At 38.3% G+C, this 26,524-nt stretch carries 21 protein-coding genes and 1 pseudogene; 18 read left to right on the top strand and 4 right to left on the bottom strand.

Translation table 11 applies throughout. The features are described 5' to 3' along the window. Window positions 1-24: 24 nt before the first annotated feature. The 3 genes from hemW (at window position 25) to AWM71_RS02890 (ending at window position 3,623) form a co-directional block, all read left to right on the top strand. Window positions 25-1,158, top strand: a complete 1,134-nt coding sequence (hemW, locus tag AWM71_RS02900; RefSeq protein WP_060776579.1) for a radical SAM family heme chaperone HemW — start codon at window positions 25-27, stop codon at window positions 1,156-1,158. Between the two features lie 406 nt (window positions 1,159-1,564). Beyond that, a complete protein-coding gene (locus AWM71_RS02895) occupies window positions 1,565-2,386 on the top strand; it encodes a MetQ/NlpA family ABC transporter substrate-binding protein (RefSeq protein ID WP_060776578.1) in 822 nt (273 codons plus the stop codon). A 31-nt stretch (window positions 2,387-2,417) separates the two neighbouring features. Next, entirely contained in the window at window positions 2,418-3,623 is a 1,206-nt protein-coding gene (locus tag AWM71_RS02890) for a M20 family metallopeptidase (protein ID WP_060776577.1), read from the top strand. A gap of 101 nt (window positions 3,624-3,724) precedes the next feature. Here AWM71_RS02890 and ppc read toward each other — a convergent pair whose 3' ends face one another. Next, window positions 3,725-6,550 (bottom strand): phosphoenolpyruvate carboxylase, encoded by a 2,826-nt coding sequence (gene ppc, locus AWM71_RS02885; RefSeq protein WP_060776576.1) that lies wholly within the window; start codon window positions 6,548-6,550, stop codon window positions 3,725-3,727. 304 nt (window positions 6,551-6,854) lie between these two features. On the opposite strand from ppc, the gene AWM71_RS02880 reads away from it, so the two are divergent. The 9 genes from AWM71_RS02880 to AWM71_RS02840 all read left to right on the top strand — a co-directional run bounded on the left by AWM71_RS02880 (window position 6,855) and on the right by AWM71_RS02840 (window position 18,432). Then, window positions 6,855-9,296: a UvrD-helicase domain-containing protein gene (locus AWM71_RS02880; protein WP_060776575.1), complete on the top strand. Its 2,442-nt coding sequence runs from the start codon at window positions 6,855-6,857 to the stop codon at window positions 9,294-9,296. A 45-nt stretch (window positions 9,297-9,341) separates the two neighbouring features. Further along, window positions 9,342-11,333, top strand: a complete 1,992-nt coding sequence (gene ligA, locus AWM71_RS02875; RefSeq protein WP_060777443.1) for an NAD-dependent DNA ligase LigA — start codon at window positions 9,342-9,344, stop codon at window positions 11,331-11,333. Window positions 11,334-11,380: 47 nt separating this feature from the next. Continuing rightward, window positions 11,381-12,511: a CamS family sex pheromone protein gene (locus tag AWM71_RS02870; RefSeq protein ID WP_060776574.1), complete on the top strand. Its 1,131-nt coding sequence runs from the start codon at window positions 11,381-11,383 to the stop codon at window positions 12,509-12,511. A 126-nt stretch (window positions 12,512-12,637) separates the two neighbouring features. Further along, window positions 12,638-12,937, top strand: coding sequence for an Asp-tRNA(Asn)/Glu-tRNA(Gln) amidotransferase subunit GatC (gene gatC, locus AWM71_RS02865; RefSeq protein WP_060776573.1), 300 nt, complete (start codon window positions 12,638-12,640; stop codon window positions 12,935-12,937). A gap of 5 nt (window positions 12,938-12,942) precedes the next feature. Beyond that, window positions 12,943-14,394, top strand: coding sequence for an Asp-tRNA(Asn)/Glu-tRNA(Gln) amidotransferase subunit GatA (gatA, locus tag AWM71_RS02860; RefSeq protein ID WP_060776572.1), 1,452 nt, complete (start codon window positions 12,943-12,945; stop codon window positions 14,392-14,394). A 14-nt stretch (window positions 14,395-14,408) separates the two neighbouring features. Next, window positions 14,409-15,839: an Asp-tRNA(Asn)/Glu-tRNA(Gln) amidotransferase subunit GatB gene (gene gatB / locus AWM71_RS02855; RefSeq protein WP_060776571.1), complete on the top strand. Its 1,431-nt coding sequence runs from the start codon at window positions 14,409-14,411 to the stop codon at window positions 15,837-15,839. Between the two features lie 128 nt (window positions 15,840-15,967). Next, entirely contained in the window at window positions 15,968-16,453 is a 486-nt protein-coding gene (locus AWM71_RS02850; RefSeq protein WP_060776570.1) for an S-ribosylhomocysteine lyase, read from the top strand. Window positions 16,454-16,540: 87 nt separating this feature from the next. After that, window positions 16,541-17,932, top strand: a complete 1,392-nt coding sequence (gene rlmD, locus AWM71_RS02845; protein WP_060776569.1) for a 23S rRNA (uracil(1939)-C(5))-methyltransferase RlmD — start codon at window positions 16,541-16,543, stop codon at window positions 17,930-17,932. Window positions 17,933-18,102: 170 nt separating this feature from the next. Further along, the gene (locus AWM71_RS02840) at window positions 18,103-18,432 is read left to right on the top strand and encodes a hypothetical protein (protein ID WP_236701144.1); all 330 of its coding nucleotides are present in this window, start codon (window positions 18,103-18,105) and stop codon (window positions 18,430-18,432) included. 127 nt (window positions 18,433-18,559) lie between these two features. On the opposite strand, the gene AWM71_RS02835 is transcribed toward AWM71_RS02840, so the two are convergent. Further along, on the bottom strand, window positions 18,560-19,741 hold the full coding sequence (locus tag AWM71_RS02835) for an alpha/beta fold hydrolase (RefSeq protein WP_060776567.1): 1,182 nt from the start codon (window positions 19,739-19,741) through the stop codon (window positions 18,560-18,562). A gap of 38 nt (window positions 19,742-19,779) precedes the next feature. Continuing rightward, a complete protein-coding gene (locus AWM71_RS02830) occupies window positions 19,780-20,301 on the bottom strand; it encodes an HXXEE domain-containing protein (protein WP_004111736.1) in 522 nt (173 codons plus the stop codon). 129 nt (window positions 20,302-20,430) lie between these two features. Here AWM71_RS02830 and AWM71_RS02825 point away from each other — a divergent pair, with 129 nt between their 5' ends. The 5 genes from AWM71_RS02825 (at window position 20,431) to AWM71_RS02805 (ending at window position 24,288) form a co-directional block, all read left to right on the top strand. Next, window positions 20,431-20,988 (top strand): TetR/AcrR family transcriptional regulator, encoded by a 558-nt coding sequence (locus AWM71_RS02825; RefSeq protein ID WP_004111734.1) that lies wholly within the window; start codon window positions 20,431-20,433, stop codon window positions 20,986-20,988. Between the two features lie 189 nt (window positions 20,989-21,177). Continuing rightward, window positions 21,178-22,083: a 3'-5' exonuclease gene (locus AWM71_RS02820; RefSeq protein WP_060776566.1), complete on the top strand. Its 906-nt coding sequence runs from the start codon at window positions 21,178-21,180 to the stop codon at window positions 22,081-22,083. 889 nt (window positions 22,084-22,972) lie between these two features. Next, window positions 22,973-23,245 carry a type II toxin-antitoxin system RelB/DinJ family antitoxin gene (locus AWM71_RS02815; RefSeq protein WP_060776565.1) on the top strand — a complete coding sequence of 91 codons (273 nt, stop codon included), beginning with the start codon at window positions 22,973-22,975 and terminating at the stop codon, window positions 23,243-23,245. Continuing rightward, window positions 23,242-23,523: a type II toxin-antitoxin system YafQ family toxin gene (locus AWM71_RS02810; protein WP_060776564.1), complete on the top strand. Its 282-nt coding sequence runs from the start codon at window positions 23,242-23,244 to the stop codon at window positions 23,521-23,523. Before AWM71_RS02815 ends, AWM71_RS02810 begins: the two co-directional genes overlap by 4 nt. A gap of 177 nt (window positions 23,524-23,700) precedes the next feature. Then, window positions 23,701-24,288: a hypothetical protein gene (locus AWM71_RS02805; protein WP_082632794.1), complete on the top strand. Its 588-nt coding sequence runs from the start codon at window positions 23,701-23,703 to the stop codon at window positions 24,286-24,288. Window positions 24,289-24,381: 93 nt separating this feature from the next. On the opposite strand, the gene AWM71_RS02800 is transcribed toward AWM71_RS02805, so the two are convergent. Further along, window positions 24,382-24,681 carry a hypothetical protein gene (locus tag AWM71_RS02800; RefSeq protein ID WP_006731133.1) on the bottom strand — a complete coding sequence of 100 codons (300 nt, stop codon included), beginning with the start codon at window positions 24,679-24,681 and terminating at the stop codon, window positions 24,382-24,384. Between the two features lie 740 nt (window positions 24,682-25,421). Here AWM71_RS02800 and AWM71_RS02795 point away from each other — a divergent pair. Continuing rightward, a pseudogene (locus AWM71_RS02795) lies at window positions 25,422-26,438 on the top strand (MobA/MobL family protein); the annotation flags it as partial. Between the last annotated feature and the right edge of the window lie 86 nt (window positions 26,439-26,524).

Genomic DNA, 26,524 nt, shown 5'->3' with positions numbered 1-26,524 from the left:
AGCGGAAAAGTGAGGGGATAACACGTGCAAACACTCGGTTTATATCTGCATATCCCTTTTTGTGAAAAGCGATGTAATTATTGTGCTTTCTTAACCTTTGATAATCAGGACAAATTACGTCAACGTTATGTCGATTATCTTAAAAGAGAAATAGCACTCCATCAGGACGAAAAGCGTTTAGTGGATACGGTTTATTTTGGGGGAGGTACCCCTTCTTATTTGAGTGCCCAACAAGTGACAGAGCTCATGGATAGTGTGAAGCGCTGCTTTACAGTGGCAGAAGATGCAGAAATTACGATTGAAATGAATCCAGAATCTGTGACTAGGGAACACTTAGAGGCTTATTTAAAATCTGGAATTAATCGCTTCTCCATGGGGGTTCAGTCTTTTGATGATCAAGTTTTAAAAATGATGGGACGGTTGCATAATAAGCAAACTGTTTTTGAAAAAGTGGCTTTGATGAAAGAGATGGGATGTCACAATTTTAGCTTGGATTTGATGTTCTCTAATCCTTATCAAAGTATGGATGTTTGGAAAAAGGATATTGCTAACGTCATTGCCTTAAAACCTAAACATCTTTCTTGTTACTCTTTGATGTATAAACCTCATACAAATTTTTATAAGTGGCGAGAATCTGGAAAAATCACTATGGTGGATGATGAAACCGATCGAAAGATGTATCATTTGCTTCAAAAGGAACTTCAAAAAGCCGGCTATCATCAGTATGAGATTTCTTCTTTTGCTTTGCCACACTATGAGGGGAAGCACAATAAAAAATATTGGACACAAAAAGATTATCTTGGTCTAGGTTTAGGGGCTTCTTCGAATATTGGATTGAAGCGATTCGATAATGTTGATAATTTTATTACTTATTTTCAAGCTATTGATGCTGGACAGCTCCCGATAGCTACAGATTCTGTCATGGAATTGAGTCTAGAAGAAAAAGAACAAGAGTATATCATTCTAAATATGCGCTTGATTGAAGGGTTGTCGATTGAAGAAGTAAATAGAAAATTTGGAATTGATTTTCTCAAGAAGTACGACTATGCCGTTCAAAAACACCTTAAAACGGGACTCCTTCAGCTTCAAGATGGGCGGCTGAAGTTTACACAGTTAGGATTGGATGTGGGAAATCAATTTTACTTAGATATTATATAAAAAGGTGTGATCAATTTTTCCGATAGGTTATGATGAATACTTGGTATCAGGAGAAGGCTTGTCTAAGAGTAGAGAGGATGATAAACTAGTTTCAACATTTAAAGATAACTTGTCCATTGATGAGGAAAGTAAATGTGTGGATTCTTTGTAGAGAGGCCTGTTAGGGTGAAAAGGGCCAAGAAAACCAGCATTGAAGATGGCCTTTGAGGAAAGACGAGTCGATAAGTAGACTATCTCGGTGAGCTCAACCGATAACCTGAGCACCAATCGCAAACTTTTGCTGTTGGAGTGAGGGAGTTTTGAACTCCGAATAAAAGGTGGTAACACGATTCGTCGTCCTTTACTGTGTAAGCAGTAGAGGGCCTTTTTTTATCAAAAATGGATAGGAATTTAAGGAGGAAAAAATATGAAGACATGGAAAAAGGTAGTAGTAAGTATTTTAGGTTTGGTGGCTTTAGCGGGATGCGGACAATCTAAAACGGATACCCATAAAGTTAAACTGGGTGTCGTAGGAGATGATACACGAGTATTTGATAGTCTTAAGGATTCTTTAGATAAAGAAGGGATTCAATTAGAGTATGTCAAATTTACAGATTATAACCAACCCAACCAAGCTTTAGCACAAGGGGAAATTGATTTAAATGCTTTCCAACACCAAGTTTTCTTGGATAAATATAATGATCAATTTAAAACAGATCTTGTCTCTATTGGGAATACCGTTGTGGCCCCTTTAGGAATCTATTCCAATAAATATAAAGATATTAAAGATATTCCAGATAACGCAACAGTTGCTATCCCTAATGATGTGACGAACGGTGGTCGTGCTTTGATTCTATTAGAATCTGCAGGTTTTATTGAAGTCGATGATAAAGCAGGAATTACCCCTACTATAAATGACATTACTGCTTATCATAAGCCATTAAAAATTAAAGAAATGAATGCTTCTCAAACAGCCCGTTCCTTAGAAGATACCGATATTGCAGTGATTAACAGTGGCTATGCGGTAGATTCTGGTTTAAATCCAACATCAGATGCTCTCTTTTTAGAACCAGTAGACGAACGTTCCAAACCTTATGTGAATATTATTGTTGCTAAGAAAGAAGATAAAGATAATCCTATTTTTGCTAAAATTGTCACTGCCTACCAACAAGAGTCTACCAAGAAAGTCATTGAAGAAACTTCTAAAGGGGCAAGTATTGCTGCTTGGGAACAATTCGGAAGAAAATAAGCCCATCAATGCGAGGAAAGGATGAAAGGTCATGACAAACGATACTATTATTAAGAAATATATAGAACAGCAATTTCCTATTTATCAAAAAAATGCTTTATTAATTCATGCTCATCCAGAAACCAGTAACCATGAATACTACGCTCAAGGCATTTTGGCTGATCAATTGGAAAAAGAAGGTTTTCAAGTAAAGAAAGATGTGGCTGGACACCCTACAGGATTTGATGCCCGTTATCAGGGAAAGAAGCCCGGACCAGTTCTTGCCTTTTTAGCAGAATATGATGCTTTGGAAGGGGTTGGACATGGTTGTGGTCACAATCTCCTCGGCAATTATTCTTGCTTGGCAGCTGCTGCTTTAAAGCAAGTAGTGGATCAAGTCGGTGGCGAAATTAGAGTCTATGGGACTCCTGGGGAAGAAGGCGGAGAGAACGGCTCAGCAAAAGAAAGTTTTGTTAAAAAGGGATATTTTGAGGATGTAGATGCGGCGCTTTGTGTTCATCCAAGTGCAACAACCGGGAAATCTAGTCGGTTACTTGCTAATGATCCGGTCGATATTGAGTTCTTTGGGAAATCTTCTCACGCTACGGCAGCACCGGAAGATGGGATTAGTGCTCTCTCTCCTTTAATTGAGACTTTTAATGGGATCAATGCCTTAAGGTTACATTGTCACGACAATATCAGTATTCATGGGGTGATTTTAGATGGCGGAAAAGCGGCTAACGTCATTCCTGATTATGCAAGAGGGCGATTCTATGTTCGGGCAGATAATCGCAAGAATTTAGATGAAGTGCGTGAAAAAGTGAAACGTGTGGCTGAAGGGGCAGCACATTCGTTTGGAGCAGAGTTCAAATTTGGACTCTTCCAGAATAAAGTGGATGATATGGTTCTTACCTCATCTTTTGATGACTTATTCTTTAGTCATTGTGAGGAAGTAGGAATAAGAGGGAATGAAGTCGAAGAACCTGATGAAAAAGCACACGGCTCTTCTGATGTGGGGAATGTATCTTATGCTGTTCCAACCATTCAACCTTTCTTATCCATTTCAGATAAGGAGGTACCGGGGCATTCTGAAGCCTTTGTAGAAGCAGCTAAAAGTGAAAAAGGATTGGATTCAATCCGAATTGCTGCAACTCTTTTAGCTTTGACGGGGTTAGATTTGTTAACTCAACCAGAAACGTTACAAGCGATTAAAGAAGAACATCGTCAAGCGGTGGAAGAATTACAAGAGTTGAAATAAAAAGTTTTACATCATAAAAAAGACCTCCGAGGCCTTTCAACCTGAACGGTTGAAGGACTATCGGAGGTCTTTTTATTGAATTTTTGAAGTTTATATAAGCATCAACCAGAGTTGCGAAGCCCTGTTGCAATCCCATTAATCGTGGTATGAATCAGTTTTTCATATCCTTCGTCTAATTCATCATGACGTAGACGTTTGATTAATTCAATTTGAATATAATTTAAAACATCGAAGTAAGGAAGTCGATATTCTAAGCTGGCGTGAAGAGAAGGAATCTCTTCTAGGAAATCATCATGTTTTTCAATAGCTAGGATGACTTCTTTTGTTGTTTGCCATTCTTTTTGAATGATGGTAAAAATATCACGAACTTCTTGTGTTTTGGCTAATTTAGCATATTGAGCAGCGATATTCATGTTAGATTTAGAGAGAACCATATCCACGTTGGAGAGAAGAGAGTGGAAGAATGGCCATTTGGCATACATTTTTTGGAGTTTTTCTAAGTTCCCGTCTTTTTCTTCGATGAAGTGTTTGAAGGCAGAACCAACGCCATACCATCCTGGGAACATGATCCGACTTTGGGACCAAGAAAATACCCAAGGAATGGCACGAAGTCCAGTAATTTCTGTAATGGTTTTGCGAGCAGCAGGTCGAGACCCAATATTTAAACTGGAAACTTCTTTAATCGGACTAGCTTCAAAGAAATAGTCATAGAAGTAAGGATTATTAAAGACTAAATCGCAGTACACTTTGTTTGAATAAGTAACCACATCTTCCATGATTTCATCAAAGGCTTCGATTTCATCAGAATCTGTAGCCTTATGTGGAACAATACGGTTGATGGTAGCTGAAACTAACATTTCCAAATTGTAGTAGGCAACATCTCGGTTCCCATATTTATTTTCAATAATTTCGCCTTGTTCGGTTAAGCGGATGCGGTCTTTGATGGAGCCGAAAGGTTGAGAGGTGATTGCTTCATAAGATGGACCACCCCCACGTCCAACAGTGCCCCCACGACCGTGAATAAAGGTGACTTTTATTCCTCGGTCTGCTCCAATAGCCGTTAATTGATTTTGAGCTTTATAAAGAGACCATACAGAGGAGAGATAGCCACCGTCTTTGTTACTATCTGAGTAACCGAGCATGACTTCTTGGTAGTCCTTATTAGCACTTACCCATTTCTTAACGATATCGTAATCGAGGTATTCTGCTAAAATTGCGGTTGAGTTTTCAAGGTCTTTAATCGTTTCAAAGAGAGGAACAATTTGAATACGAGCCGTTTGATTGTCGAGTAAGCCGACTTCCTTAAGCATAATGGCCAATTCGAACATATCAGAAACACTTTCTGTGTGAGAAATGATATGTTGTTTAATGACTTCATCGCCCAATTTATCTTTGAGATAGCGGGCTGTTTGGAAAATAGCCAATTCCTTTTTAAGGAGTTCAGATTTTTCAGCATGTGTGGAAGAGAGGGTACGAGGATCTTCCGTTAATTCTTTAAGAAGAACTTTAATTTTTTCTCTTTCAGGTAACTCACTATAATTCTCTACGATATTGGCTGATTTTAATAATTCAGCGACACAGGCTTCATTGACGCTGGAATCTTGACGCATATCAATTGTTGCCAAGAAGAATCCGAAGACATCTACTGCTTGGAGTAATTCACTAAAATCGCCTGTTAATAAAGCAGAATCACCATTGTCGAGCAAGGACTGCTTAATAGTTAAAAGGTCGTTTTTGAATTCTTGAGCAGTTTTATAGCTTGGTTTTTCTACTTGGAGAGTCGTAGAAACTTTTGAAAATTTCGTTTGAAGATACTTCGAAATGACGCTTGCATTTTTAGAACTAGCAAAAGTATTCGCATTGAGAATTTGGCTGTTTTCTAAAATTCGTTGAGAAAGTGAAGAGCCTGTTTTTAATTCAATTAAGGTTTGAATAAGTTTAGATTGAATGTAATTAAAGGCTTTTCGATAAGGTTCATTTTCACGAAAGACAGAAGTATCGGAGGATAACTCTGCTAATTTTTCTACTTCTGGACTGATTTTACTCAAATTAGTAGAGAGAGAAAAAGTCCGATAAAGTTTGGATAGTTTTTCGATATAGTAGTTCAGAATGAGTTCGCTTTGAACAGAAGCTGATAAGCGTAAGGTTTCTGCTGTCACGTAAGGGTTCCCGTCCCGGTCTCCCCCGATCCACATTCCCATCGTAATAGGTTTGGGATTGGTTAAGGAGAGTCCCTTTTCTGTTGCTAAACGTTTATATTCTGACGTTAGTTTCGTAATAGCAGGGATCAAAGAGTTGTTGTAATAAACCATTACGTTTTCGATTTCGTTTTTAACTTTTAATTTTTTCTCACGAATAATATCGGTTTGCATAATGATTTCAATGTAACGGTGCAAATCAGTAATCCATTTTTTACGGTTAACAACACCAGCTTTGACATCGTGGTATTTTCTTAACAGTTTATGGATATGACTGGTTAGCTCTAGAATTGTTTTTCGTTGAACTTGTGTGGGATGCGCTGTTAAGACAGGAACCACGTTAATGTGTTCAAGAATTTCTTGAGCTTTTTTACTTTGAGAAGCTTTATCAATACTTAGAGAAAGCTTGCCTAGATAGTCTTCACTTTTATTATTTTGGTAATTAATTTCATAAGCAAAGTTAACGTCTTCTGAAATATTAATTAAAAGTGGCAAAATGGAAAAATAACGAGAGACGAACACCATTTCGTCATTGGATAATTGAGTGACCTCTTTTTCAAGTTGGGTGTAGTTCGCTTCTTGAGATAGGGTGACGAGGGTTTGAATTTTTTTGAAAATTTGATCCCCCACCATTTTATGGGTAGTTTCATCAAGTAAGCTTTTTAAGACTTCAATTTCCTCTGGTATGGTAGATTGGGTGATGTTAGTCTCCAATTTCTTGATGCTCACGTTCCTCACTCCTTTTTTGGAATTTGCATCTTTACTTGTTCTATCGTACCACCTTTTGTCAAAAAAGAAACATAAAGAATAGAATCTCTATCAGGTTATTTTTAAGATCCAAACGGGCGATTCGACAAAACAGGAATGAGTGCTTTTTGCGGAGTGTTTTTAAGCAAGAAACGTCTTAAAAAAAAGGAAGTTTTTTATTTTTTAAATGAGGAATAAAGTGGAAGTTCTAAAGCACATAGTAAGGTTTGAACCGATAAAAGAGACGTGATAGACTAGTATGGTACTAAAAGAACGGAGGTTTGCCATGTTGGCTAGCGAAAATTTATTAAAGGGATTGAATGCTCAGCAGAAAGAGGCCGTCCAGCATACGGAAGGTCCTTTATTAATTATGGCAGGTGCCGGCAGTGGAAAAACACGGGTTATTACTCACCGAATGGCGTATATTTTGGCAGAGAAAGAAGTTAATCCGTGGAATATCTTGGCAATCACTTTTACGAATAAAGCTGCAAAAGAAATGAAAGAACGGGTAGATCAGCTCGTGGGAGATATGGCTGAAGGCATGTGGGTATCTACCTTCCATGCCATGTGTGTGCGCATTCTAAGAAGAGAAGCGGAAGCTATTGGATTAATACGGTCTTTTACCATTGCGGATCCAGCAGAACAATTAAATTTAATTAAGCGAATTTTGAAAGATTTAAATATCGACAGTACGCAATTCAAACCTAAGATGTTTCTTTCTCAGATTTCTGATGCTAAAAATAACCTCCTTTCTGTTAAGGACTACCAAGAGGAAAGAACAGGATATATAGAAGAAATGGTAGGCCAAGTATATGAAGCTTACCAAAAGGGGTTGATGGAAGCTCAATCTTTAGATTTTGATGATCTGATTCTCTATACTGTACGTTTATTTGAAGAGCAACCTGAAATTTTGCGGTATTATCAAGAGAAATTTCGATATATTCATGTCGATGAGTATCAAGATACCAATGAAGCACAATATCGATTGGTCAAAGCTTTAAGCGGATACTTTGAAAATGTATGTGTGGTTGGGGATGCCGATCAAAGTATTTATGGTTGGCGGGGAGCGAACATGGAAAATATTTTATCCTTTGAAAAGGATTATCCCACAGCCACTGTGATTCGTTTGGAACAAAATTATCGGTCGACGAAACGTATTCTACAAGCTGCTAATGAGGTAATTGTGAACAATAGCAATCGGCAAGATAAAACTTTGTGGACGGATAACCCCCTAGGTGATAAGATCACTTATTATCGTGCACAGAATGAACAAGATGAGAGTCACTTTGTCCTTGAAAAGATTCAGTCAGAAGTTAAGGTAAACCATCAGAGATACAGCGATATGGCGATTCTTTATCGTACCAATGCTCAATCGCGTGTCATGGAAGAAAATTTAGTGAAAGCGAATATTCCTTATCGGATGGTAGGCGGGTTAAAATTCTATGACCGTAAAGAAATCAAAGACATCTTAGCCTATCTCCGCTTATTGACCAATCCATTAGATGACCTCAGTTTTAATCGGATTATTAACGTCCCTAAGCGAGGGATTGGGGCCACCTCTCTTAATAAATTAAGTCAATATGCCGCTGAAAGGGGGGTGAGTCTGTTTCAAGCCTCAAGTCTAAAAGAACCTCTGCCTTTTAGTGGAAAAGCGGCTCGCTCATTGAGAGAATTTGCAGAATTTATGCAAGCTATAAATCAGAAAAGGGCAGACCTCTCTATTACAGAATTAACGAAAGAAGTCTTAGATAAGAGTGGCTATTTAGACGATCTTAAAAAGCAACATACTTTAGAATCAGAAACACGTATTGAAAATATTGAGGAATTTCTTTCCGTCACGCGAGAGTTCGATCAGCGCTTCAAAGAGGATGAAGGGATGATTGGAAATATTCTTTTAGATGAAGAAGGTCGTGCGCCATTAGTAGTCGAGCCAGTCTCTTTAATCGCTCATCAAGAGGAAGATTCCTTGTTTACTTCGGAAGAATTACAAAAAGTCTCACTCCCCTCCTCTTCTGTATCTGTAGATCAAGATGTATTGCTTGCTTTTATTACCGACTTAGCTTTGGTTTCGGATTTGGATATGCAAGAAAATCTCACAGATGACTTGGGAGAAGTGACCTTAATGACCCTTCATTCAGCCAAAGGATTGGAATTTCCCGTGGTCTTTATTATTGGGATGGAAGAAGGCTTGTTCCCTCTCTCTCGTGCTTCAGAAAATCCAGATGATTTAGAAGAAGAACGTCGATTAGCTTATGTGGGGATTACGCGGGCAGGGAAAAAATTGTACTTGAGTAATAGTTTTACACGGGTGCTTTATGGGCGGACACAAATGAATCCTGCCTCACGCTTCCTGTCAGAGATTTCAAGTGATCTGCTCGATCATCCCAATGCCATGATTCCAAAGAAAGCGATCAGCTATTCCTTTGGAAAAAGAGAGTATGCTTTCAAAGATCGACAAGCTAAAACGACACAAGACTATCTTAACCATAAACGAAAGGGCAAAGAGCCTAAGCGGTCTATCTTTCAACAAAAAGTTCCCTCTACATCCAAAGCAGGTAAGGATGAAAGATTAGTCTTTGCTGTTGGAGATAAGATTCAGCATAAGAAGTTTGGAGAAGGGACAGTCGTCAAGGTAAACGGAGAAGGAAATAATCAAGAATTAGATATTGCCTTTAAGGGGCAAGGCATTAAACGTTTATTAGCTGCTTATGCTCCAATCTGGAAGTAGAAGAGGGGAAGAATTTTGACCAATTCAGCAGAAGATCTAAAAAAAATGAAAGAGCTCGTCCGAGAGTTAAATCAGTATGCGAAAGAATATTATGTGTGGGATCAACCGAGTGTGACCGATGCAGAATATGACCAAAAATATCGCCAATTAGAACAGCTAGAGGCCACTTATCCTGAAGAAGTTCAATCAGATTCTCCAACTCAACGTGTAGGAGATGTCTTGGATACCCAATTAGAGAAAGTCGTTTTTGATCGACCGATGCTTTCTTTAGGAGACGTATTTAGTCGTAAAGAATTGGAAGACTGGCTAGATAATGTCGAAGATCAATTAGACGAGCAGTGCGCCTATGTGTGTGAACTCAAGATTGACGGCTTGTCGGTCTCTCTTCAATATGAAAGGGGACGTTTAGTTCGGGCGGCTACTCGGGGAGACGGCCATATGGGAGAAGACATTACCCATAACGTTAAAACTATTCCTTCTGTTCCCTTGCACTTACAAGAGCCGCTTTCGCTTGAAGTGCGCGGAGAAATTTATATGCCTAAAGAGGCCTTTGTGCGGTTAAATCAAGAAAGAGAAGAAAAGGGCTTGGCTACCTTTGCTAACCCAAGAAATTCAGCTGCAGGAAGTATTCGGCAACTAGATCCTAAGGTAACGGCGAAAAGGAAGTTAAATGTTTTTCTTTATACAGGCGTGTTAGGAGAAGAGTTAGGGATTAAAAGTCAGTTAGATTTGCTTACTCAATATCCCAAGTGGGGCTTTAGGGTAAATCCTCTCTATCGTTTATGCCAAACGAAGGAAGAAATTTGGCAATTTATTGAAGAAATCCAAAACAAACGCCACCAACTTGATTACGATATCGATGGCATTGTTGTGAAAGTTAATCGATTTAATGATCAAGAAACCCTAGGTTATACGGTAAAAGTGCCTAAATGGGCCATCGCTTATAAATTTCCAGCTGAACAAGTTCAAACGACATTGAAAGAAATTGAATGGACAGTGGGAAGAACAGGTGTTGTGACTCCGACAGCAGTCATGGAACCTGTTTTATTAGCGGGATCTATGGTTCAACGTGCCTCTTTACATAATATGGATCTGATTGAAGCCAAAGATATTCGCCTCAATGATCAAGTGATGATCCATAAAGCGGGCGATATTATTCCTGAAGTGGTTAAAGTTTTACCGGATTATCGAACGAAAGACTCTAAGCCTTATACTAAACCTATCCATTGCCCGACTTGTCAGAGTCTTTTGGTCCATTTGGAAGAAGAGGTCGCTTTACGGTGTATAAATCCTTCTTGTCCGGCGCAAGCCAAAGAGCGATTGAATCATTTTGTGTCTAGGCAAGCTATGAATATTTCAGGGGTTGGGCCAAAATTGATGGAACAATTGTATGACCAAGGTTTGGTGACCACGCCAAGTGACCTCTACCATTTAGAAGAGGATCAATTGATGTCTTTAAATAAGATCCAAGAAAAGAAGGCTCATAAGGTGGTAGAAGCCATTGAAGCCAGCAAGAAGAATTCGTTGGAACGCTTGTTGTTTGGATTAGGGATTCGGCATGTAGGAAGTAAAGCTGCGAGGGATGTTGCCAGATATTTGGGCGAAATGTCAGACATTCAAGCTGCTGATAAGGAAACTTTGGCCCAAATAGAGGGAATTGGTGAGATTATTGCAGATAGCTTGGTGACTTATTTCGCCAATCCTTCGGTTCAACATCTTTTACAAGAGTTCAAACAAGACGGCTTGAATATGACTTACTTAGGAGCCTCTTCTGAGGAAATTGCGGCGGTGGCTTCTTATTTCCAAGGGAAAACGGTAGTGTTAACTGGGAAGTTGGAACACTACACGCGTCAAGAGGCTAAGCAACGCATCGAAAGCCAAGGAGGAAAAGTGACGGGATCGGTTTCAGCACACACAGATGTTGTAGTAAGTGGGAAAGAAGCAGGTAGCAAATTAACCAAGGCCCAGCATCTTGGCATCCCTATTCTTAATGAATCCGAGACGATTCAGTACTTAGAAGGGTCTCTTCCTTCTTAAATTCGTGGTACAATTAGTAGCAAATTAAGGAATGAAGGAGTATAACGGTGAAAAAACGAAAACAAGTGATCACAGGACTTGCACTCTCGATGTTATGTTTATTAAGCGCTTGTCAATCAGCTTCTCTCTCGAAAAGTGTAGCGGGGCAGTCACAGACGACAAATGAAAGTAATAGTAAAATGAAAACCAATAAAAGTACCTTATCTGCTTCTTATTATCCGGCTGCTTTATCAGATGGGAAATATCCATTGAGTGAAAGTCGTGGTATGTTAGCCAGTCGAACCACTCAGGCCAATATTGAAAATTTAGAACGTGGATTGTATGAACTGATGAAAAACACTTACTCGAGTGAGCAATACACTTTAAGGGAAGGGACGCTTTTGTCCGAAGATACCCTTTCTAAATGGTTGAAGCCGAAAAGTGAGGAAAATCCAGAAGGGTTGAATCCAGAAGCAAGTAACGCTAAGGAACGCAACCAATTTAAGCCACGTCCACTGAATAGTATTTTGGAATATAATTTGTTGCAAAAGGATAACGATCAGTATCAGTTAAAAGCCATTACGATTGCCCTAGCGATGAATTGTGAGGATACCTTCCGTTCAGATGGAAAAGAAGAAAAAGTAGCGATTTCAAGAGAAGATGCCCTCCAATCAGGGAAAAACTTAGCTGAGGAAGTAGTGAAGCGCATTCGCCAGCAAGAAGAATACAAAAAAGTACCGGTTCAAATTGCGCTCTTTTATAATCGAAAGAGTGACAGTATGGCAGGGGGAAATTTTATGGCAGAGTCGGTTGCAAATGCCGGTAACTCACTTGGCAATTGGGTAGACTATAATCGTCAATCTATCGTCTATGGGGTAGATACTCCACCCAAAGAAGAGGATAATGCTTCCTTTACTCGATTTAGGAGTGAGATTGAGTCCTTTTTCCCACAATTAAGTGGTTTAGTAGGTGTGGGCTTGTATGATAATAAGCGGTTAATTGGGATAGACTTTACGATTAACGTCCCTTTTGCGGGATATACAGAAAATATTGCGCTAGTTCAACATACGATTGCGAGTTTGGAGGCGATCTATCCGAAAGATCTTCAAATGAGTATCAAAGTCAAAAGTGCTGGTCATTTAGCGGCGACGATTAGTAGAGGAGCCGGCCAAGGACAATTCCAATATGTCGTATATTAGAGAAATGGTAATTTTTGAAGAAGGTGAGAAAATTTCACATCAGAGTGAAAAGGCGCTTCAAGTTATGTTAAACTAGTAAAGTAATCCAATTTCTATTGGTAGGAAAGAATTTAAAAGGAGGCAATTATGTCTATCAGTGAAAAAGAATTTAAACATGTTGCGCAATTAGCAAAGTTATCTTTTTCTGAAGAACAAGTCGGCCCAATGAATCAACGTTTTACTGAAATTCTTGATATGGTTGACCAACTATCAGAAGTAGAAACGGAAGATGTGCCGGTTATGACACATGGAATTAAATTACAAAATGTGATGCGTGAAGATATCCCTTCTCAGGGAATCGATCGTGATTTAATAATGAAGAACGTACCAAGTCATCAAGAGGGGATGATTGTGGTACCGGATAGTTTTGATGAAAGTGGGGATTAATTCGCATGGGGCGTTTTGATGAAACAATTGTTAGCTTGAATCAACAACTCGTCAACGGAGAGATTACCGCGGTTGACTTGGTAAAACAAACGATTCAACGAATTAAAGATTTAGATACAGATTATCATGCTTTTTTGACTTTAGATGAAGAAGGCGCCTTAAAGGCTGCTGAAAAATCTGATCAAAAAGGGTATTCTACGGATCGTCCTTTGCAAGGAATTCCAGTAGGGATTAAGGACAATATTATTACAGAAGGCGTAGAAACTACAGCTTCTTCCCATATCTTAGAGGGCTTTATCCCAGTCTATCAATCAGCAGTCATGGAAAAATTGGAAGCTGCTGGTGCAATTATGATCGGTAAGTTGAACCTTGATGAATTCGCTATGGGGTCTTCAACAGAAACCTCTTATTTTGGACCAAGTCGGAATCCTTGGAACTTAGAACGTGTTCCTGGTGGATCTTCTGGTGGTTCTGCAGCAGCTGTTGCTGGAGGAGAAGTGGTGGCTTCTTTAGGGAGTGATACCGGTGGCTCTATTCGTCAACCTGCATCTTATAACGGAATTGTGGGGATGAAACCTACCTATGGACGTGTATCTCGTTGGGGGCTTATTGCCTTTGGATCTTCTCTTGATCAGATTGGGCCAATGACACGGACCGTAGAAGATAACGCTATCCTATTACAAGCAATTTCTGGGCTTGATGAACGGGATTCCACGACGGCAGATATTGAAGTCCCTGACTTCACCGCAAAATTAAAAAATGGTGTCAAAGGTTTGCGTATCGCTGTTCCTGAAGAATTTATGGATGAAGGGGTAGCCCCAGTTGTCAAAGAAAAAGTGGAAGCAGCGATTAAACAATTAGAAGAATTAGGAGCTAGTGTGGACCGTGTTCACTTCCCACTCTTAAAATATGGGATTCCTGTTTATTACATTATTGCTTCTTCTGAAGCTTCTTCTAACTTGCAACGTTTTGATGGGGTTCGTTACGGATATCGTGCCAAAGAATTTGAAGATTTGGAAGATCTTTACGTACGTAGTCGTTCAGAAGGCTTTGGGAATGAAGTGAAGATGCGAATTATGCTTGGGACCTTCTCACTTTCTTCAGGATATTTTGACGCTTATTACAAAAAAGCTGGACGTGTTCGTACCTTAATTCGTCGTCAATTTGAAGAATTATTTGTTAACTATGACATTGTCGCAGGGCCTGTTACTACCTCTACAGCGTTTGCTTTTGGTGAAAAGAGTGCCGATCCAATCGAAATGTATATGGCAGACTTATTAACTGTTCCAGTGAACTTAGCAGGTTTACCAAGTATTTCAGTTCCTTGTGGGTTTGATGATGAAAACTTACCAATCGGGTTACAGTTAATCGGTAATTACTTCGATGAATCAACTTTATATCAAGCAGCCTATGCTTATGAACAAGCTACTGACTACCATACCAAACATCCAGAATAGAGGGAGGATACACGATGAATTATGAATCAGTGATTGGATTAGAAATCCACGTTGAATTAAAAACAAGATCAAAAGTTTTCTCCCCAACGCCAACAAGTTTTGGGGCAGAACCAAATACACAAACGAATGTGATTGACTGGGGCTATCCAGGGGTTTTACCTGTTGTGAATAAGCATGCGATTGAATTTGGCTTGCGTGCAGCTATGGCATTACATTGTCAAGTCAATCCTGTCCAAGCCTTTGACCGGAAGAACTATTTCTATCCAGATAACCCAAAAGCTTATCAAATTACTCAATTAGATCGTCCTTTAGGGGAACATGGTTACGTTGATATTGAATTAGAAAATGGGGAAACCAAACGAATCCGTATCGAACGTATTCACTTGGAAGAAGATGCTGGGAAGTCCATTCACGAAAATGGAGAATCTCATGTGGACCTCAACCGTCAAGGGACCCCATTAGTTGAAATCGTTTCTGAAGCAGATATGCGCTCTCCAGAAGAAGCTTATGCTTACCTAGAAAAAATTCGTGAAACTATGATGTTTATTGATGTGTCCGATGTGAAGATGGAAGAAGGTTCTATGCGGTGTGATGCGAATATTTCTTTACGCCCATATGGTCAAGAAAAATTCGGAACCAAAACCGAAATCAAGAACCTCAACTCCTTCTCTAATGTTCGCCGTGGATTAGCTTATGAACAAAAACGTCAAGCGCAAGTGTTGAACCGTGGGGATCGTGTGGTCCAATCTTCACTTCGTTGGGACAAAGACAATCAACGAACGGTATTGATGCGTGTGAAGGAAGGCGAAGCAGACTATCGTTACTTCCCAGAACCAGATATGCCTGAATTTACGGTGAGTGAAGAATGGCTTGAAACCATCCGCAAAGATATTCCAGAAATGCCAGCAGAACGTCGGAAACGTTATGTGGAAGAATTTGATTTACCAGCTTATGACGCTATGGTCCTAACTCAAACTTTAGTCATGTCTGATTTCTTTGACGAATGTGTTCGTTTAGGAGCAGATCCTAAACAAGCTTCTAACTGGTTAATGGGTGAAGTTTCTGCTTATATGAACGATAACGAAAAAACGTTAGATCAATTGGGCTTAACGCCTGAAAATTTAGCAGAAATGATTCAATTAATTGCAGATGGAACAATTTCTTCTAAGATTGCTAAACGAGTCTTCAAACACTTAGCTGATAATGGCGGTAGTGCGAAAGAATTTGTGGAAGCAGAAGGATTAGTTCAAATTTCTGATCCTAGCCAATTAGTGCCAATGATCAATGCCATCATTGATGCTAATCCACAGTCCTTGGAAGATTACCAAGCAGGTAAGAAGAAAGCAATGGGCTTCTTGGTTGGCCAATTAATGAAACAAACGAAGGGTAAAGCCAACCCGCAAGTCTTGAATCAATTATTGAAACAAGAATTAGACAAACGTTAAGAAAGTGGCTCATTGAAGCACCTATCTGAGAATGGGATAGGTGCTTTTTTTGTGGCATAAATAGTTTTTTTATCCAAGTGAAGAATATGATATGATAGCACTGAAAGCATTGAAGGAGAGTGAAAAAAATGACTAAAGTTGAAAGCTTTGAGTTGAACCACGATTTAGTAAAGCCCCCCTATGTGCGTGTGGCTGGGAGAGAAGAAGGCAAAAATGGAGATAAAATTACAAAATTGGATATTCGTTTAACCATGCCGAATCAAGTAACGATTCCAACAGCTGCCTTACATACGATTGAACATATGTCAGCTGCCTATATTCGGGATTATCTAGAAGGGGTGATCGATATTTCTCCGATGGGGTGTCGGACAGGGTTTTACTTAATTATATGGGGAGAAGTTAGTCCTGAAACAGTGGCAATTGCCTATACGAAGGTCCTCAGAAAGATCCTAAAGAGTAACTTTGAAGACGTCCAAGGCGTTCGAAGAGATTCTTGCGGAAATTACCGAGATCACTCTTTATTTGGAGCAAAAGAATGGGCAAAATGTATTTTGGAGCAAGGCTTTTCGAAAGATCCTTTTGAGAGAAAGCTTGTTCACGTGACTCAAGATTAGAAACGAGACGCTCTGTTTTTAGAAAAGAGGATACTTAAAAGCAGAGACTTTTTTGTAAGAAGTAAGCAAAGATAAGGAGAAGAATGAATGACACGAAAGGACATCGTTGATCAAAAAATTCCAGTAGAAAAAAATAAAAGCTATGAAGTAGAGATTGAAGATTTGACCTATGAAGGATTAGGTGTTGCGAAAGTAGATCATTATTCTTTATTTATTGCCAATGCTCTTCCTTCTGAAAAATGTCAAGTGAAGGTATTAAAGGCCTTAAAGCGTTACGGCTTTGCAAAAGTGGAGAAGCGCTACAATGATGCGCCATGCCGAGTTCCTTTACGTGATGAGGACGGTTTGCGGACAGGAACGATGCCGCTGCAACATCTTGCTTATCCTGCTCAACTGACTTTTAAGCGGCAGCAAGTCATTAATGCCTTGCATAAGTTTGGTTTGGATCAAGGAAGAGAAGTTTTAGAAACGATAGGGATGGAGAATCCGTGGGCGTACCGGAATAAAGCCCAAGTCCCTATTGCTGGAGATGAAGGGGCGCTTTATACAGGTTTTTATCGGCAACGTTCTCATGTCATTCTCCCTATTCAGAATTATCATATTCAAAGTCAAGAGATTGATGATTGTTTACAGAAAGTAATGGATGTTTTAAATCATTATCCGATCTCTTCTTATAAGGAGACCAACCACCAAGGCTTATTGCGTTATGTTGTTGTACGTCAGGGTTATTATACCGGTCAACTGATGATTATTTTGGTGGTTAATGGGACACAATTGCCTCAGGAAAAGAAAATTGTCGAAGACTTAACAGCGGTCGTTCCTCAAGTCAAGAGCATTATTTTAAATCAAAACGAAAAGAAAACCAATGTGATTCTAGGTGACAAACAAAGAGTATTCTATGGGCAAGATGTCTATGAAGATCAAATGCTGGGATTGACTTTTTCAATATCTAGTCGAAGCTTCTTTCAAGTGAATACCCCACAAGCGGAACGCCTTTATCAAGAAGCTTTAAAGCGGGCAGAACTAACAGGAAAAGAAACCGTCATCGATGCTTACTGCGGCATTGGAACCATTTCTTTAGCGCTCGCTCGACAAGCTAAGGCTGTTTATGGGGTCGAAATTGTAGAAGATGCCATCCGCATGGCGAAGGAGAACGCGGAGAGGAACGGCTTAACCCATACGCATTTTGAGGCGGGAGATGCCGGTCAAGTGATGAAGCAATGGGTGAGTCAGGGCATTCAAGCGGATGTATTGGTCGTTGATCCTCCAAGGAAAGGATTAAGTGATGAATTTAAAGAGCAAGTGTTGGAAGTAGGTCCTCAAAAAATTATCTATGTGAGCTGTAATCCTGCAACGTTGGCGAGAGATTGTGCCAAATTTGTGGAAGCAGGGTATGAAATGGGAGACGTTCAGCCCGTGGATCTCTTCCCACAAACTTCGCATGTGGAGACCGTTGTATTGATGTCAAAGGCTGATTAGCCGGGTGCAAATGAGCCCTTGTGCAGCAGGGCTTAGCGAGGGCTATCGTTAAAAGGTTTAATGCGAAGTGGCTTTAAGCTGGGTTCTCGCGGTCTTTGAGCACAGTTTGGCTGTTTGGGGGAAGATATCGACGCTCTAGGGTCGAGTGCACAGGATGTTAACGTTAAAAAGTGCGCACACTTTGCACCCACCTTGTAAGCGGGAAAATTTATGCAGAAGGAAATGTACTGTATCATATGTGGGAGAAAAAATATACGAGTCTAGTGAACAGGTTCAATACTGTAGAATCAAAGCTTAAGGAAGTAAAAGCTCGCATTGTTGAAAAGCAAGCGAGGCATGATGAAGTTGAATATTTTATCGAGGACTTGAAAAAACAGGACTTGTTAACAGTTTTCGATGAAAACGTCTGGCTTAGCATGGTTGACTATCTATGCGTGCATAAAGATGGAAAGGTTGAGTTTACTTTCCTTGATGGGAGCAAAACAGAATTAAAGCGTTAAGCTTATAGGAAATGTTAGAAGGCAAAATAAAAGCATATCAGCAAGCTGCTGACGTGCTTTTTTGCTGTTAAAAGAGTTACACGTTGAGTATAATAGGATAGATGTACATGAGATTCTTGAAATGAATTCAATTCTTCCTAACTTCTAAATCACGCTGTTTTAAAAATGTCAACCATTGCAGTATCACATCTAAAGCCAGTTTGGCGTTTCCTAAATTGCAATGATTTCCCGCATTTTCTTTTTCAGTAAAAAGGCGAAATGTGAGAGAGTTCGCATTGGTAAGTGCGTTGATTTCTTTGCCGATCATTCGGTAATCAACGAGGTGGTCTTGGTTGGCACCAAGAATCAATACATCTTGTTCAATCATGGAGGCCACATCCATAATCTGATATTTACTCACTTTCTTCAGATAATCATAAATGCTGTCAGCTCCATAGGCGTACATTCCATGATTGACACCCCATTGAAATAATGGGTCATTCTTCCGTATCAATTTCATCATGCAAAGAATAGGGCTGAGAACGATGCGAAGATTATGTTTCAACATAAACCGAACGATACCGGCTACCTTTTTTGGTATTTGGTCGAGAACCACGTCAAGAAAGTCCGGAAAAACAGACCAAGATACAGCCCTTGTAATTCTCTTGTCAAGTGCAGCAGCACGCAGGGCCAGCATAGCTCCCAAAGAAACACCAATAATAATGACGTCATTCAAGTGAAAGAAATCTAATATTGCTTTGACCGGACGTTCCCAAGCATATGTAAAGTGTTTACCTTGAACACGAAGAACGTTGCCTTGTCCAGGACCTTCAAATAGATATACATCATACCCGTGTTCAGAAAGATATAACATCGGCAAAAACATTTCCTCAAAGCATGAATCGTTACCACCGTGTAAAAGAATGGTGCCCTTACATTGTTTTTGAGTTTTTGCAACCATGATTGGCAGCATAACATCTTCATATGGAACTTGAATTTTCTGGACACGTCTCTCATCGAAATAAGAATGGTAATACTCATAAAACAGTCCTGTGGCTTTTATATAGTATTCCTTGTTGCCAGGATTTCCATCAAAAAATTCGCTCATCTGGTAATATGCAATTGCCTGAGGGATTCTGTTTTGAGAGAGTGCATGATCCCCAAGGTAAATCATTTCCTGTTTCCAGCTTGTGCTGTCTGTAATCCTTTTGGCAGCCTGCATCACATCGTTTAAATTCCCTCCATCCCAAAGAATGACACGGTTAAGCTGAAAGTTAAAATTAGGATCAGGATTTAGGTGATACATACCTTGTTTAAATTCCAACTCCATGCAAAAGACCTCCTTAAAAATTTGCTATTTGTGGGTAATTAAACTTCCCACTTCTTGATAAAAGTTTCAAACGATTTCATACATCTATGCAAAACAGCCACCATTAAGAGCATCAAAATAGCGCCTACTACACAACTGATCCATAATTGAGCTGTGGTAAAAGAAAGGAATTCATTTGAGACCCAAAGGATATAAAAGCAAAACGGAAGTAACGGGACTGCGGTGACCACTCCGGGTACATAGCCTTTAAATTGCGACGCCAACATACAATGCACAATCAGGTGAATGGTAAATCCAAAAAATAATCCCAGCCACAAAAAGTACCAATCAAAGATACAAGCAGAGAGCGATAAAGCTGAAATAATGAAAAATTCAATCAATACACCAATGGAAAATGACGGGGTGCTTCCCAAATCGGCAAATGGAATCTTCTTCATTTTTGTTGTTTGTATTTTTCTTTTATATTTCCGTTTCCATGCCTCCACAAAAATAATCTCCTCGAAGTCATGCAGCATAAAAATAACCGGGAACAGCCAAACAATCGTATTTATTGTATTCATAAAATTGAGCCTCCTTTATCTGTCTCACTTGTGTCACTTTCTAATTTATATTATATTCAAAAAGACATGATTGTTAATGGAAGAAGTTCAAGTGCTACAATCCCGAAAAAGTGTGACAGGAGGACCAAAATGAGTTTGGTAGAAAAGGAAAAGAATCCCATCGCTGAGCAATCCCGTCAATGGTTGATGCAGTCCTTGTTGGATCTTATGAGCCAAAAAGACTACGCTCGTATTACCGTAACAGAAATCGCCGAACATGCGCTTTTATCAAGGAGAACTTTTTATCGGATCTTTGATTCGAAGGAGCAGGTATTACAGCAATGCTTCTTAGAAAGATGTGAGGACTACATTACTTATTTTCAAAAAGACAGGCACTATACACTGGAGCAGATTGTGGAAGTGTTTTTTACCTTTTGGGAGAAACAGATCAACTTTTTGCGTCTTTTGCAGCGGAATCATCTGTTCTATTATCTGCTGGAAGAATTCAATCGGGCCTTACCTGTGATTTATGACACCGTTCGTGGAAATCAAAATTTGTACGATAGCATCTTTGAAAAGAAAGCTGCACTGCTTGTCAGTGCCGGTGCACTTTGGAATCTTCTTTCCGAATGGATGCAAATGGAAAATCGCCCGTCTCCAAAAGAAATATCTAAAATGATGCTACAAATAATTGCATCTAATTCTTGAGTTTTTTAATAGTTAATCTGATACACTAACGGTAGTAATTGCGCGAAAAAGGCTGACAAAATCTTTATAAAAAATAGTTAAAACAGCCGGTCAATTATTACAATCGACCTGTTTTTATGCTTAAGGCACTTAGCTTTCAAGATATAATAAGTGCTAGACTGATTTCAATAGATGAAGGAGGTGCTTTTTATGTCCAATTCAAACTCAAATTACACTAAGCAACTCATTGATGATTATTGTGTGCTAGATACTGAAACGACCGGCTTATCTGCGTATTACGATGAAATTATTGAAATTGGTATTTTAAGGGTCAGGAATAATGAAATTGTAGATCGTTATGATCAGTTGATTAAACCGAGTACAGAAGTAGATGGTTTTATTACAGCATTAACAGGAATAACTAATGACATGCTGGAAGGCATGCCATCTATAGCCGGTGTTAAAACGGATGTACTCTCGTTCATAGGTGATGACATTATCCTTGGTCATAACACTTCTTTTGATATGCGTTTTTTGAACGCAGGCTTTAAGGAACAACTGACTAACCGGTATATGGATACGATGCAATTTGCTCGTAAACTGTATCCTGAGTTGAAGCATCATAGACTCTCCGATTTAACTAACTACTTAGGCTTACATAATAACGAACATCGTGCTTTATCAGACTGTGTATCAACAAAAGAATTATACGATGCCGTAAAAGCCGGTATGGCTGAGAAGAATCTCGCTATTGAAGATTTATGGATCACCGGCGAAAGCCACGGCGGCAAAGGAATAGATATCAAAGCTATTAAGCCTACTGAAGCGGTCATTGATGAAGGTGGATTTTTCTATAATCGACATGTGATTTTCACCGGTAAGCTTGAGAAAATGCTTCGAAAAGATGCTATGCAGCTTGTAGTGAATCTCGGCGGTATCTTAGATAATAGCGTGAATAAGCAGACTAACTATCTGATACTTGGTGACAATGACTACAATGCAATTCTTAAAGGTGAGAAGTCTTCAAAGCATAAGAAAGCAGAAAAGTTAAAACTTGAGGGGCAAGATATAGAAATCATAGATGAGCGGACTTTCTATGATTTGCTGGAAGTATAGTCTCAGATATAAGCCGTAAATAGTAGAAGGAATACCAAGCATTAGATTTAAAAGTGTTAGGTTAAAACTCAGAATGGAAAGTTAAAGTTTCAGGATTCCTATAAATAGTTTCAGAGTTCAAAGGCAAGGTTTCATTGTATCCAACACGTGATGAAACTAGAGATAACTTTACAGGAAATGATACAAAGTTTGGTGGCTGTTGCTTAGAAGAACACTGTAAATAAGGGTTTATTGTAGGCTTGCGAAACGGAAGAACGTGAATGAAAGTCTAGCGTGAATTGACGCTAGATTTTTTCTTTTTTAGGGGTGTCTTTTTTGCTTTATGGGGTGTGTGCGATTTATACAAGGGGGTGTTCTTTTACTTTAGGGGGTGTTCTTTTAGTCCTTAGGTGGTTTATCAATACTTGACTTATTACGAAAGCTGAGTGATGTATAGGCTAAAAAGCGACCTCTCACGTGGAAAGTGTTTGCTTGATGTCAAAGGCTGATTAGCCGGGTGCAAATGTGCCCTTGTGTAGCAAGGCTTAGCGAGGGCTATCGTAAAAGTGCTGATAGCGATGAGTGAGCTTTTATTTTGGGGACTGAGGATTGAGTAGTGATATTAGTTTAATGTAATATTTAGTTGAGCTATGGTGCATTTCTCCTATATGCTTTTTTGGTTTGAAGATTTTGTTAGGGCTCTCTTTTTTGAAACAATCAATTTTACAGCATAATACGTGCTTAATCGATAAGATAGTCTAATTTATTCAATTGTATAAATGAAAGATTATTGAATGACTTTAGCTTACCTAAATTGTATGTATTGTATGTATTGTAATGACAACGTGTTGAATATAAACTAATATTTGAGTATGATAAAAGAAAAGGGAGGTAAAGGGAGGTATCGTATATGGCTACTACGAATTTAAATATCAGAACAGATAAGGAAATTAAAGAACAAGCTGATAAGATTTTCTCAGAACTCGGGCTTAATATGACGACAGCGATTAACATGTTTTTGCGAACAACTATTCGTGAGAACGGGATTCCTTTTTCTCTTAAATTAGAGACTCCGACTGATACAACGATTGCTGCTATTGAGGAAGGTAGACGGATTGCGTCTGATCCTAGTGTAAAGGGTTATCGAAATATGGAAGATATTAAGGCAGCTCTTGATTTATGAAATATGAAGTAAAATTCACGAACCAGTTCAAAAAAAACCTTAAATTAGCTAAGAAACAAAATAAAAATACGGATAGTCTTTTAAAAGTAATTGATGTTTTAGCTGACGGTGGTGTGCTAGAAGCTAAATATTGTGATCACGGTCTGTCTGGAAAATATAGCGGAACAAGAGAATGTCATAATGAACCGGATTGGCTTTTAGTTTATGAAATTAAGAATGAAGTTCTTGGTTTGATGTTATATAGGCTGGGTACACATTCAGAATTGTTTAAGAAATAAAATGAACACACTTTGCACCCGCTTTTTATGTAGAAGAAAAGAGAGTTTATTATGGGTAACAATAATTTGACAGAAAAGTTAACTGCTGAAATAAATAATGCTAGAAAAGCATATTCTGAGATAAAAACGTTGAATAAGGATTTAAGTAAATTTGCAACAAATCAAAATAAAATTAACATGCGTAGAGGAGCATCTAATTCAAAATTATTAAAAAATTTATATTGGTGGGTAATAGATCTAAAAAATAATGTGGATATTTACGGGATTAAATATAACAAAATTTTTTTAATGCCATATACTTTTGGACTTACAGAAGATGATTTAAATACAAATACAAGTACGGATATAATAGATTTGAAAAATTATGAAGAAGATGATTTCTTAGGAGATGATCGCTTATTTGATATCATAAGTAAGAAAAATAGAGAAGAAAAATATAAAAAAGCTAAAATACATTCTAACAATTATAACGTAGATATAACTACGGGTAATTTTCACCCACATGATGCTTTGAAGGGAGTAATAAAAGAAAAAGAAATTAAACAAATTATGCTAGTAAGAAATACTTATAAAAATCAATCTCATTACGGAGTTTTATACGGAGAAAATAATTGCCCTAAAGGCAAAGAAAAAAATTTCATAGTTTTAAGAGACGAAGACAATAAATTCTACTACATTCCTAAAAAATGCATAAAACCAGTAAAAGAAAACGAAGAATTAGGAAAAACACTTATTGATTTTTTAAATTCCATAGGAGCTGAATAAACAATATTACTTAGAACTAAGAAATAGTCATCAGATGTAAATGTGATGTGCCCCCAAAAAAGTTAGACTTTTGTCTTTGAAAAAATAAGGGGGTTATTTTTCATATTCGTATATAACACGTTTTATAAGAGCGTCTTTACCAGGACCTGGTTCAATCATTGATAGGAAATGACGGGATGAAATTGTGGTCAGCAGATCAATTAGATATCTCACGCTTTCATCAGGTCCAAGAATAGTATCTTCTTTACTAATATGTTTAAGGATGTAATGCTTGTAGTATTTAGCCACACGATCAGGTTTCCAACCATTTTCTTTTAGTTCGTTGTACAATTTGTCAAGATCTAAAGTAATAGTTACCTTAGTAGGTAAATTAATATTTTCATTTTTATCCATAAATTTGTACCTCCTATTGTTGATAATATACTTCAATGTTGAAACAAAGGCAACAAAATTTAAAAATGGTAAGTCACAATCTCTAAAGACCTATTATACACAACGCAAAAAGACTGTATAAAGCTTCAGGCTAAAGAAATTTTCCGATTTCAGGAATGGTTGACATACCTGATAGAAAGATGCACTTTTACTTATTATAAGTGTTGTAAAATTTGTTAACTTAGTGGTAGCAAGGAGGTATTGCATTTACAGCATTTGGATATGAAATTTATAAAAAGTATAACCTAATCGGTTTTGAAGAAGATTATAAAGCAGGTAGAAAAACAGGACTATATTGATACTGGGATTTTTCCTATCGTTAAAAAGGGCAGAAATATTACCCGTGCTCTCAATCCGCGTGGAGAGTGTCTGTTTTGATGTCAAAAGTGGATTAAGTGGGTGCAAGTTTGCCCTTGTGTAGCAAGGCTTAGTGAGGGCTAACGTTAAAAGGTGCACCCACTTTGCACCCAGCTGGTGAAGTGGGAAAATTTATGCAGAAGGAAATGTACTGTATCATATGTGGGAGAAAAAATATACGAGTCTAGTGAACAGGTTTAATACCGTAGAATCAAGACTTAAAGAAGTCAAAGCTATCATTGTTGACAAGCAAGCAAGACGTGATGAGGTTGAATATTTTATCGAGGATTTGAAAAAGCAGGACTTGTTAACAGTGTTCGATAAAAACGTATGGCTTAGCATGGTGGGGAGCAAAATCAAAAAAGGAATATATCCTTGATGAAAACGGAGAAAAAGTAAAACTCCAAAACGGCAATTACAAAACCAAAAAAATCAATACAGTCGATTGGAATGAGCAAGAAAAAGCGGAAGAGTGGCGAAAAGCATGGGCGGATATTACCAACAAATATTTGGAAGAAAATAATATACAGGAAAAAGTGGATCACTGTTCTTTTCAAAGGCAAGGCATAAAGCAAATACCGACCATTCATTTAGGCGTATCGGCAAGTCAAATGGAGAAGAAAGGTATAACCACCGATAGAGGAAACATCAACCGAGAAATCAAACATCAAAATGCGATTTTAAGAGAAATCTCAAGAAGAATAAAAGCCTTACTAAATTGGATAAGAGGAATAGGAAAAGAGGAAAAAACAGAAAACGAGAATACAAAGTCCCCCCTCCCATCCAAAGAAAATTTGCTGTCCGTTTTTGAAAATCTTATCCGTAAAAATGCAGATAAGAATAATGCAGGCTTAGAAAAATATATTGAGAGTTATCAGCTACTCAAAGAGAAAAACATCACTTCATTATCTGAACTGAAAGAGGGCATTACTAATTTACGAGATAAGAATTATAAGACCACAAGAGCCTTAAAAGATACCGAAAAGAAGATTGATGAAAAAACACAACTCATCGACCAATCAGAAAAATATTTGAAGTACAAGGAAACCTACAAAGCCCATACCAAACTAAAGAACAGTAAACAGGAAGATTTTTACAACGAGCATACAGCAGAAATCATTTTATTTGAAAGTGCTAAGAAATATCTCAAAGAACATTTAGGAGAAAGTAAGACCTTAGCCATCAGTAAATGGGAAACAGAAGTTACCACTTTGAAGAAAGAGAAAAAGAGCCTTTACAATCAAATATTAGAGATAAGGGAAGAAGTAGAACAAGCAGAAAAAGTTAAAACATGTATAGAGCAGCTACAGGAAAATTCAAAGGAACTAAAACAGAGCAAGAATAAAGATTTTCAACTTTAGAAAAAAGGAAAGTATACTTGACATTTTTGAAAATAATGATTATACTATATGTAAAGTTAGCTTGTCATTTGAAGAAGGTGGTTTAA

It is taken from the genome of Aerococcus christensenii (genome assembly GCF_001543105.1).
Lineage (GTDB): Bacteria > Bacillota > Bacilli > Lactobacillales > Aerococcaceae > Aerococcus > Aerococcus christensenii.
This window is presented reverse-complemented; position numbering and strand designations above follow the sequence as displayed.

Bases quoted from the DNA above. Each gene is read 5' to 3' on its own strand.
- AWM71_RS02895 (WP_060776578.1), top strand. From the start codon at position 1,565: ATGAAGACATGGAAAAAGGTAGTAGTAAGTATTTTAGGTTTGGTGGCT.
- AWM71_RS02890 (WP_060776577.1), top strand. From the start codon at position 2,418: ATGACAAACGATACTATTATTAAGAAATATATAGAACAGCAATTTCCT.
- AWM71_RS02880 (WP_060776575.1), top strand. From the start codon at position 6,855: ATGTTGGCTAGCGAAAATTTATTAAAGGGATTGAATGCTCAGCAGAAA.
- ligA (WP_060777443.1), top strand. From the start codon at position 9,342: ATGAAAGAGCTCGTCCGAGAGTTAAATCAGTATGCGAAAGAATATTAT.
- gatC (WP_060776573.1), top strand. From the start codon at position 12,638: ATGTCTATCAGTGAAAAAGAATTTAAACATGTTGCGCAATTAGCAAAG.
- gatA (WP_060776572.1), top strand. From the start codon at position 12,943: ATGGGGCGTTTTGATGAAACAATTGTTAGCTTGAATCAACAACTCGTC.
- gatB (WP_060776571.1), top strand. From the start codon at position 14,409: ATGAATTATGAATCAGTGATTGGATTAGAAATCCACGTTGAATTAAAA.
- AWM71_RS02850 (WP_060776570.1), top strand. From the start codon at position 15,968: ATGACTAAAGTTGAAAGCTTTGAGTTGAACCACGATTTAGTAAAGCCC.
- rlmD (WP_060776569.1), top strand. From the start codon at position 16,541: ATGACACGAAAGGACATCGTTGATCAAAAAATTCCAGTAGAAAAAAAT.
- AWM71_RS02835 (WP_060776567.1), bottom strand. From the start codon at position 19,741: ATGGAGTTGGAATTTAAACAAGGTATGTATCACCTAAATCCTGATCCT.
- AWM71_RS02830 (WP_004111736.1), bottom strand. From the start codon at position 20,301: ATGAATACAATAAATACGATTGTTTGGCTGTTCCCGGTTATTTTTATG.
- AWM71_RS02825 (WP_004111734.1), top strand. From the start codon at position 20,431: ATGAGTTTGGTAGAAAAGGAAAAGAATCCCATCGCTGAGCAATCCCGT.
- AWM71_RS02820 (WP_060776566.1), top strand. From the start codon at position 21,178: ATGTCCAATTCAAACTCAAATTACACTAAGCAACTCATTGATGATTAT.
- AWM71_RS02815 (WP_060776565.1), top strand. From the start codon at position 22,973: ATGGCTACTACGAATTTAAATATCAGAACAGATAAGGAAATTAAAGAA.
- AWM71_RS02810 (WP_060776564.1), top strand. From the start codon at position 23,242: ATGAAATATGAAGTAAAATTCACGAACCAGTTCAAAAAAAACCTTAAA.
- AWM71_RS02805 (WP_082632794.1), top strand. From the start codon at position 23,701: ATGCGTAGAGGAGCATCTAATTCAAAATTATTAAAAAATTTATATTGG.
- AWM71_RS02800 (WP_006731133.1), bottom strand. From the start codon at position 24,681: ATGGATAAAAATGAAAATATTAATTTACCTACTAAGGTAACTATTACT.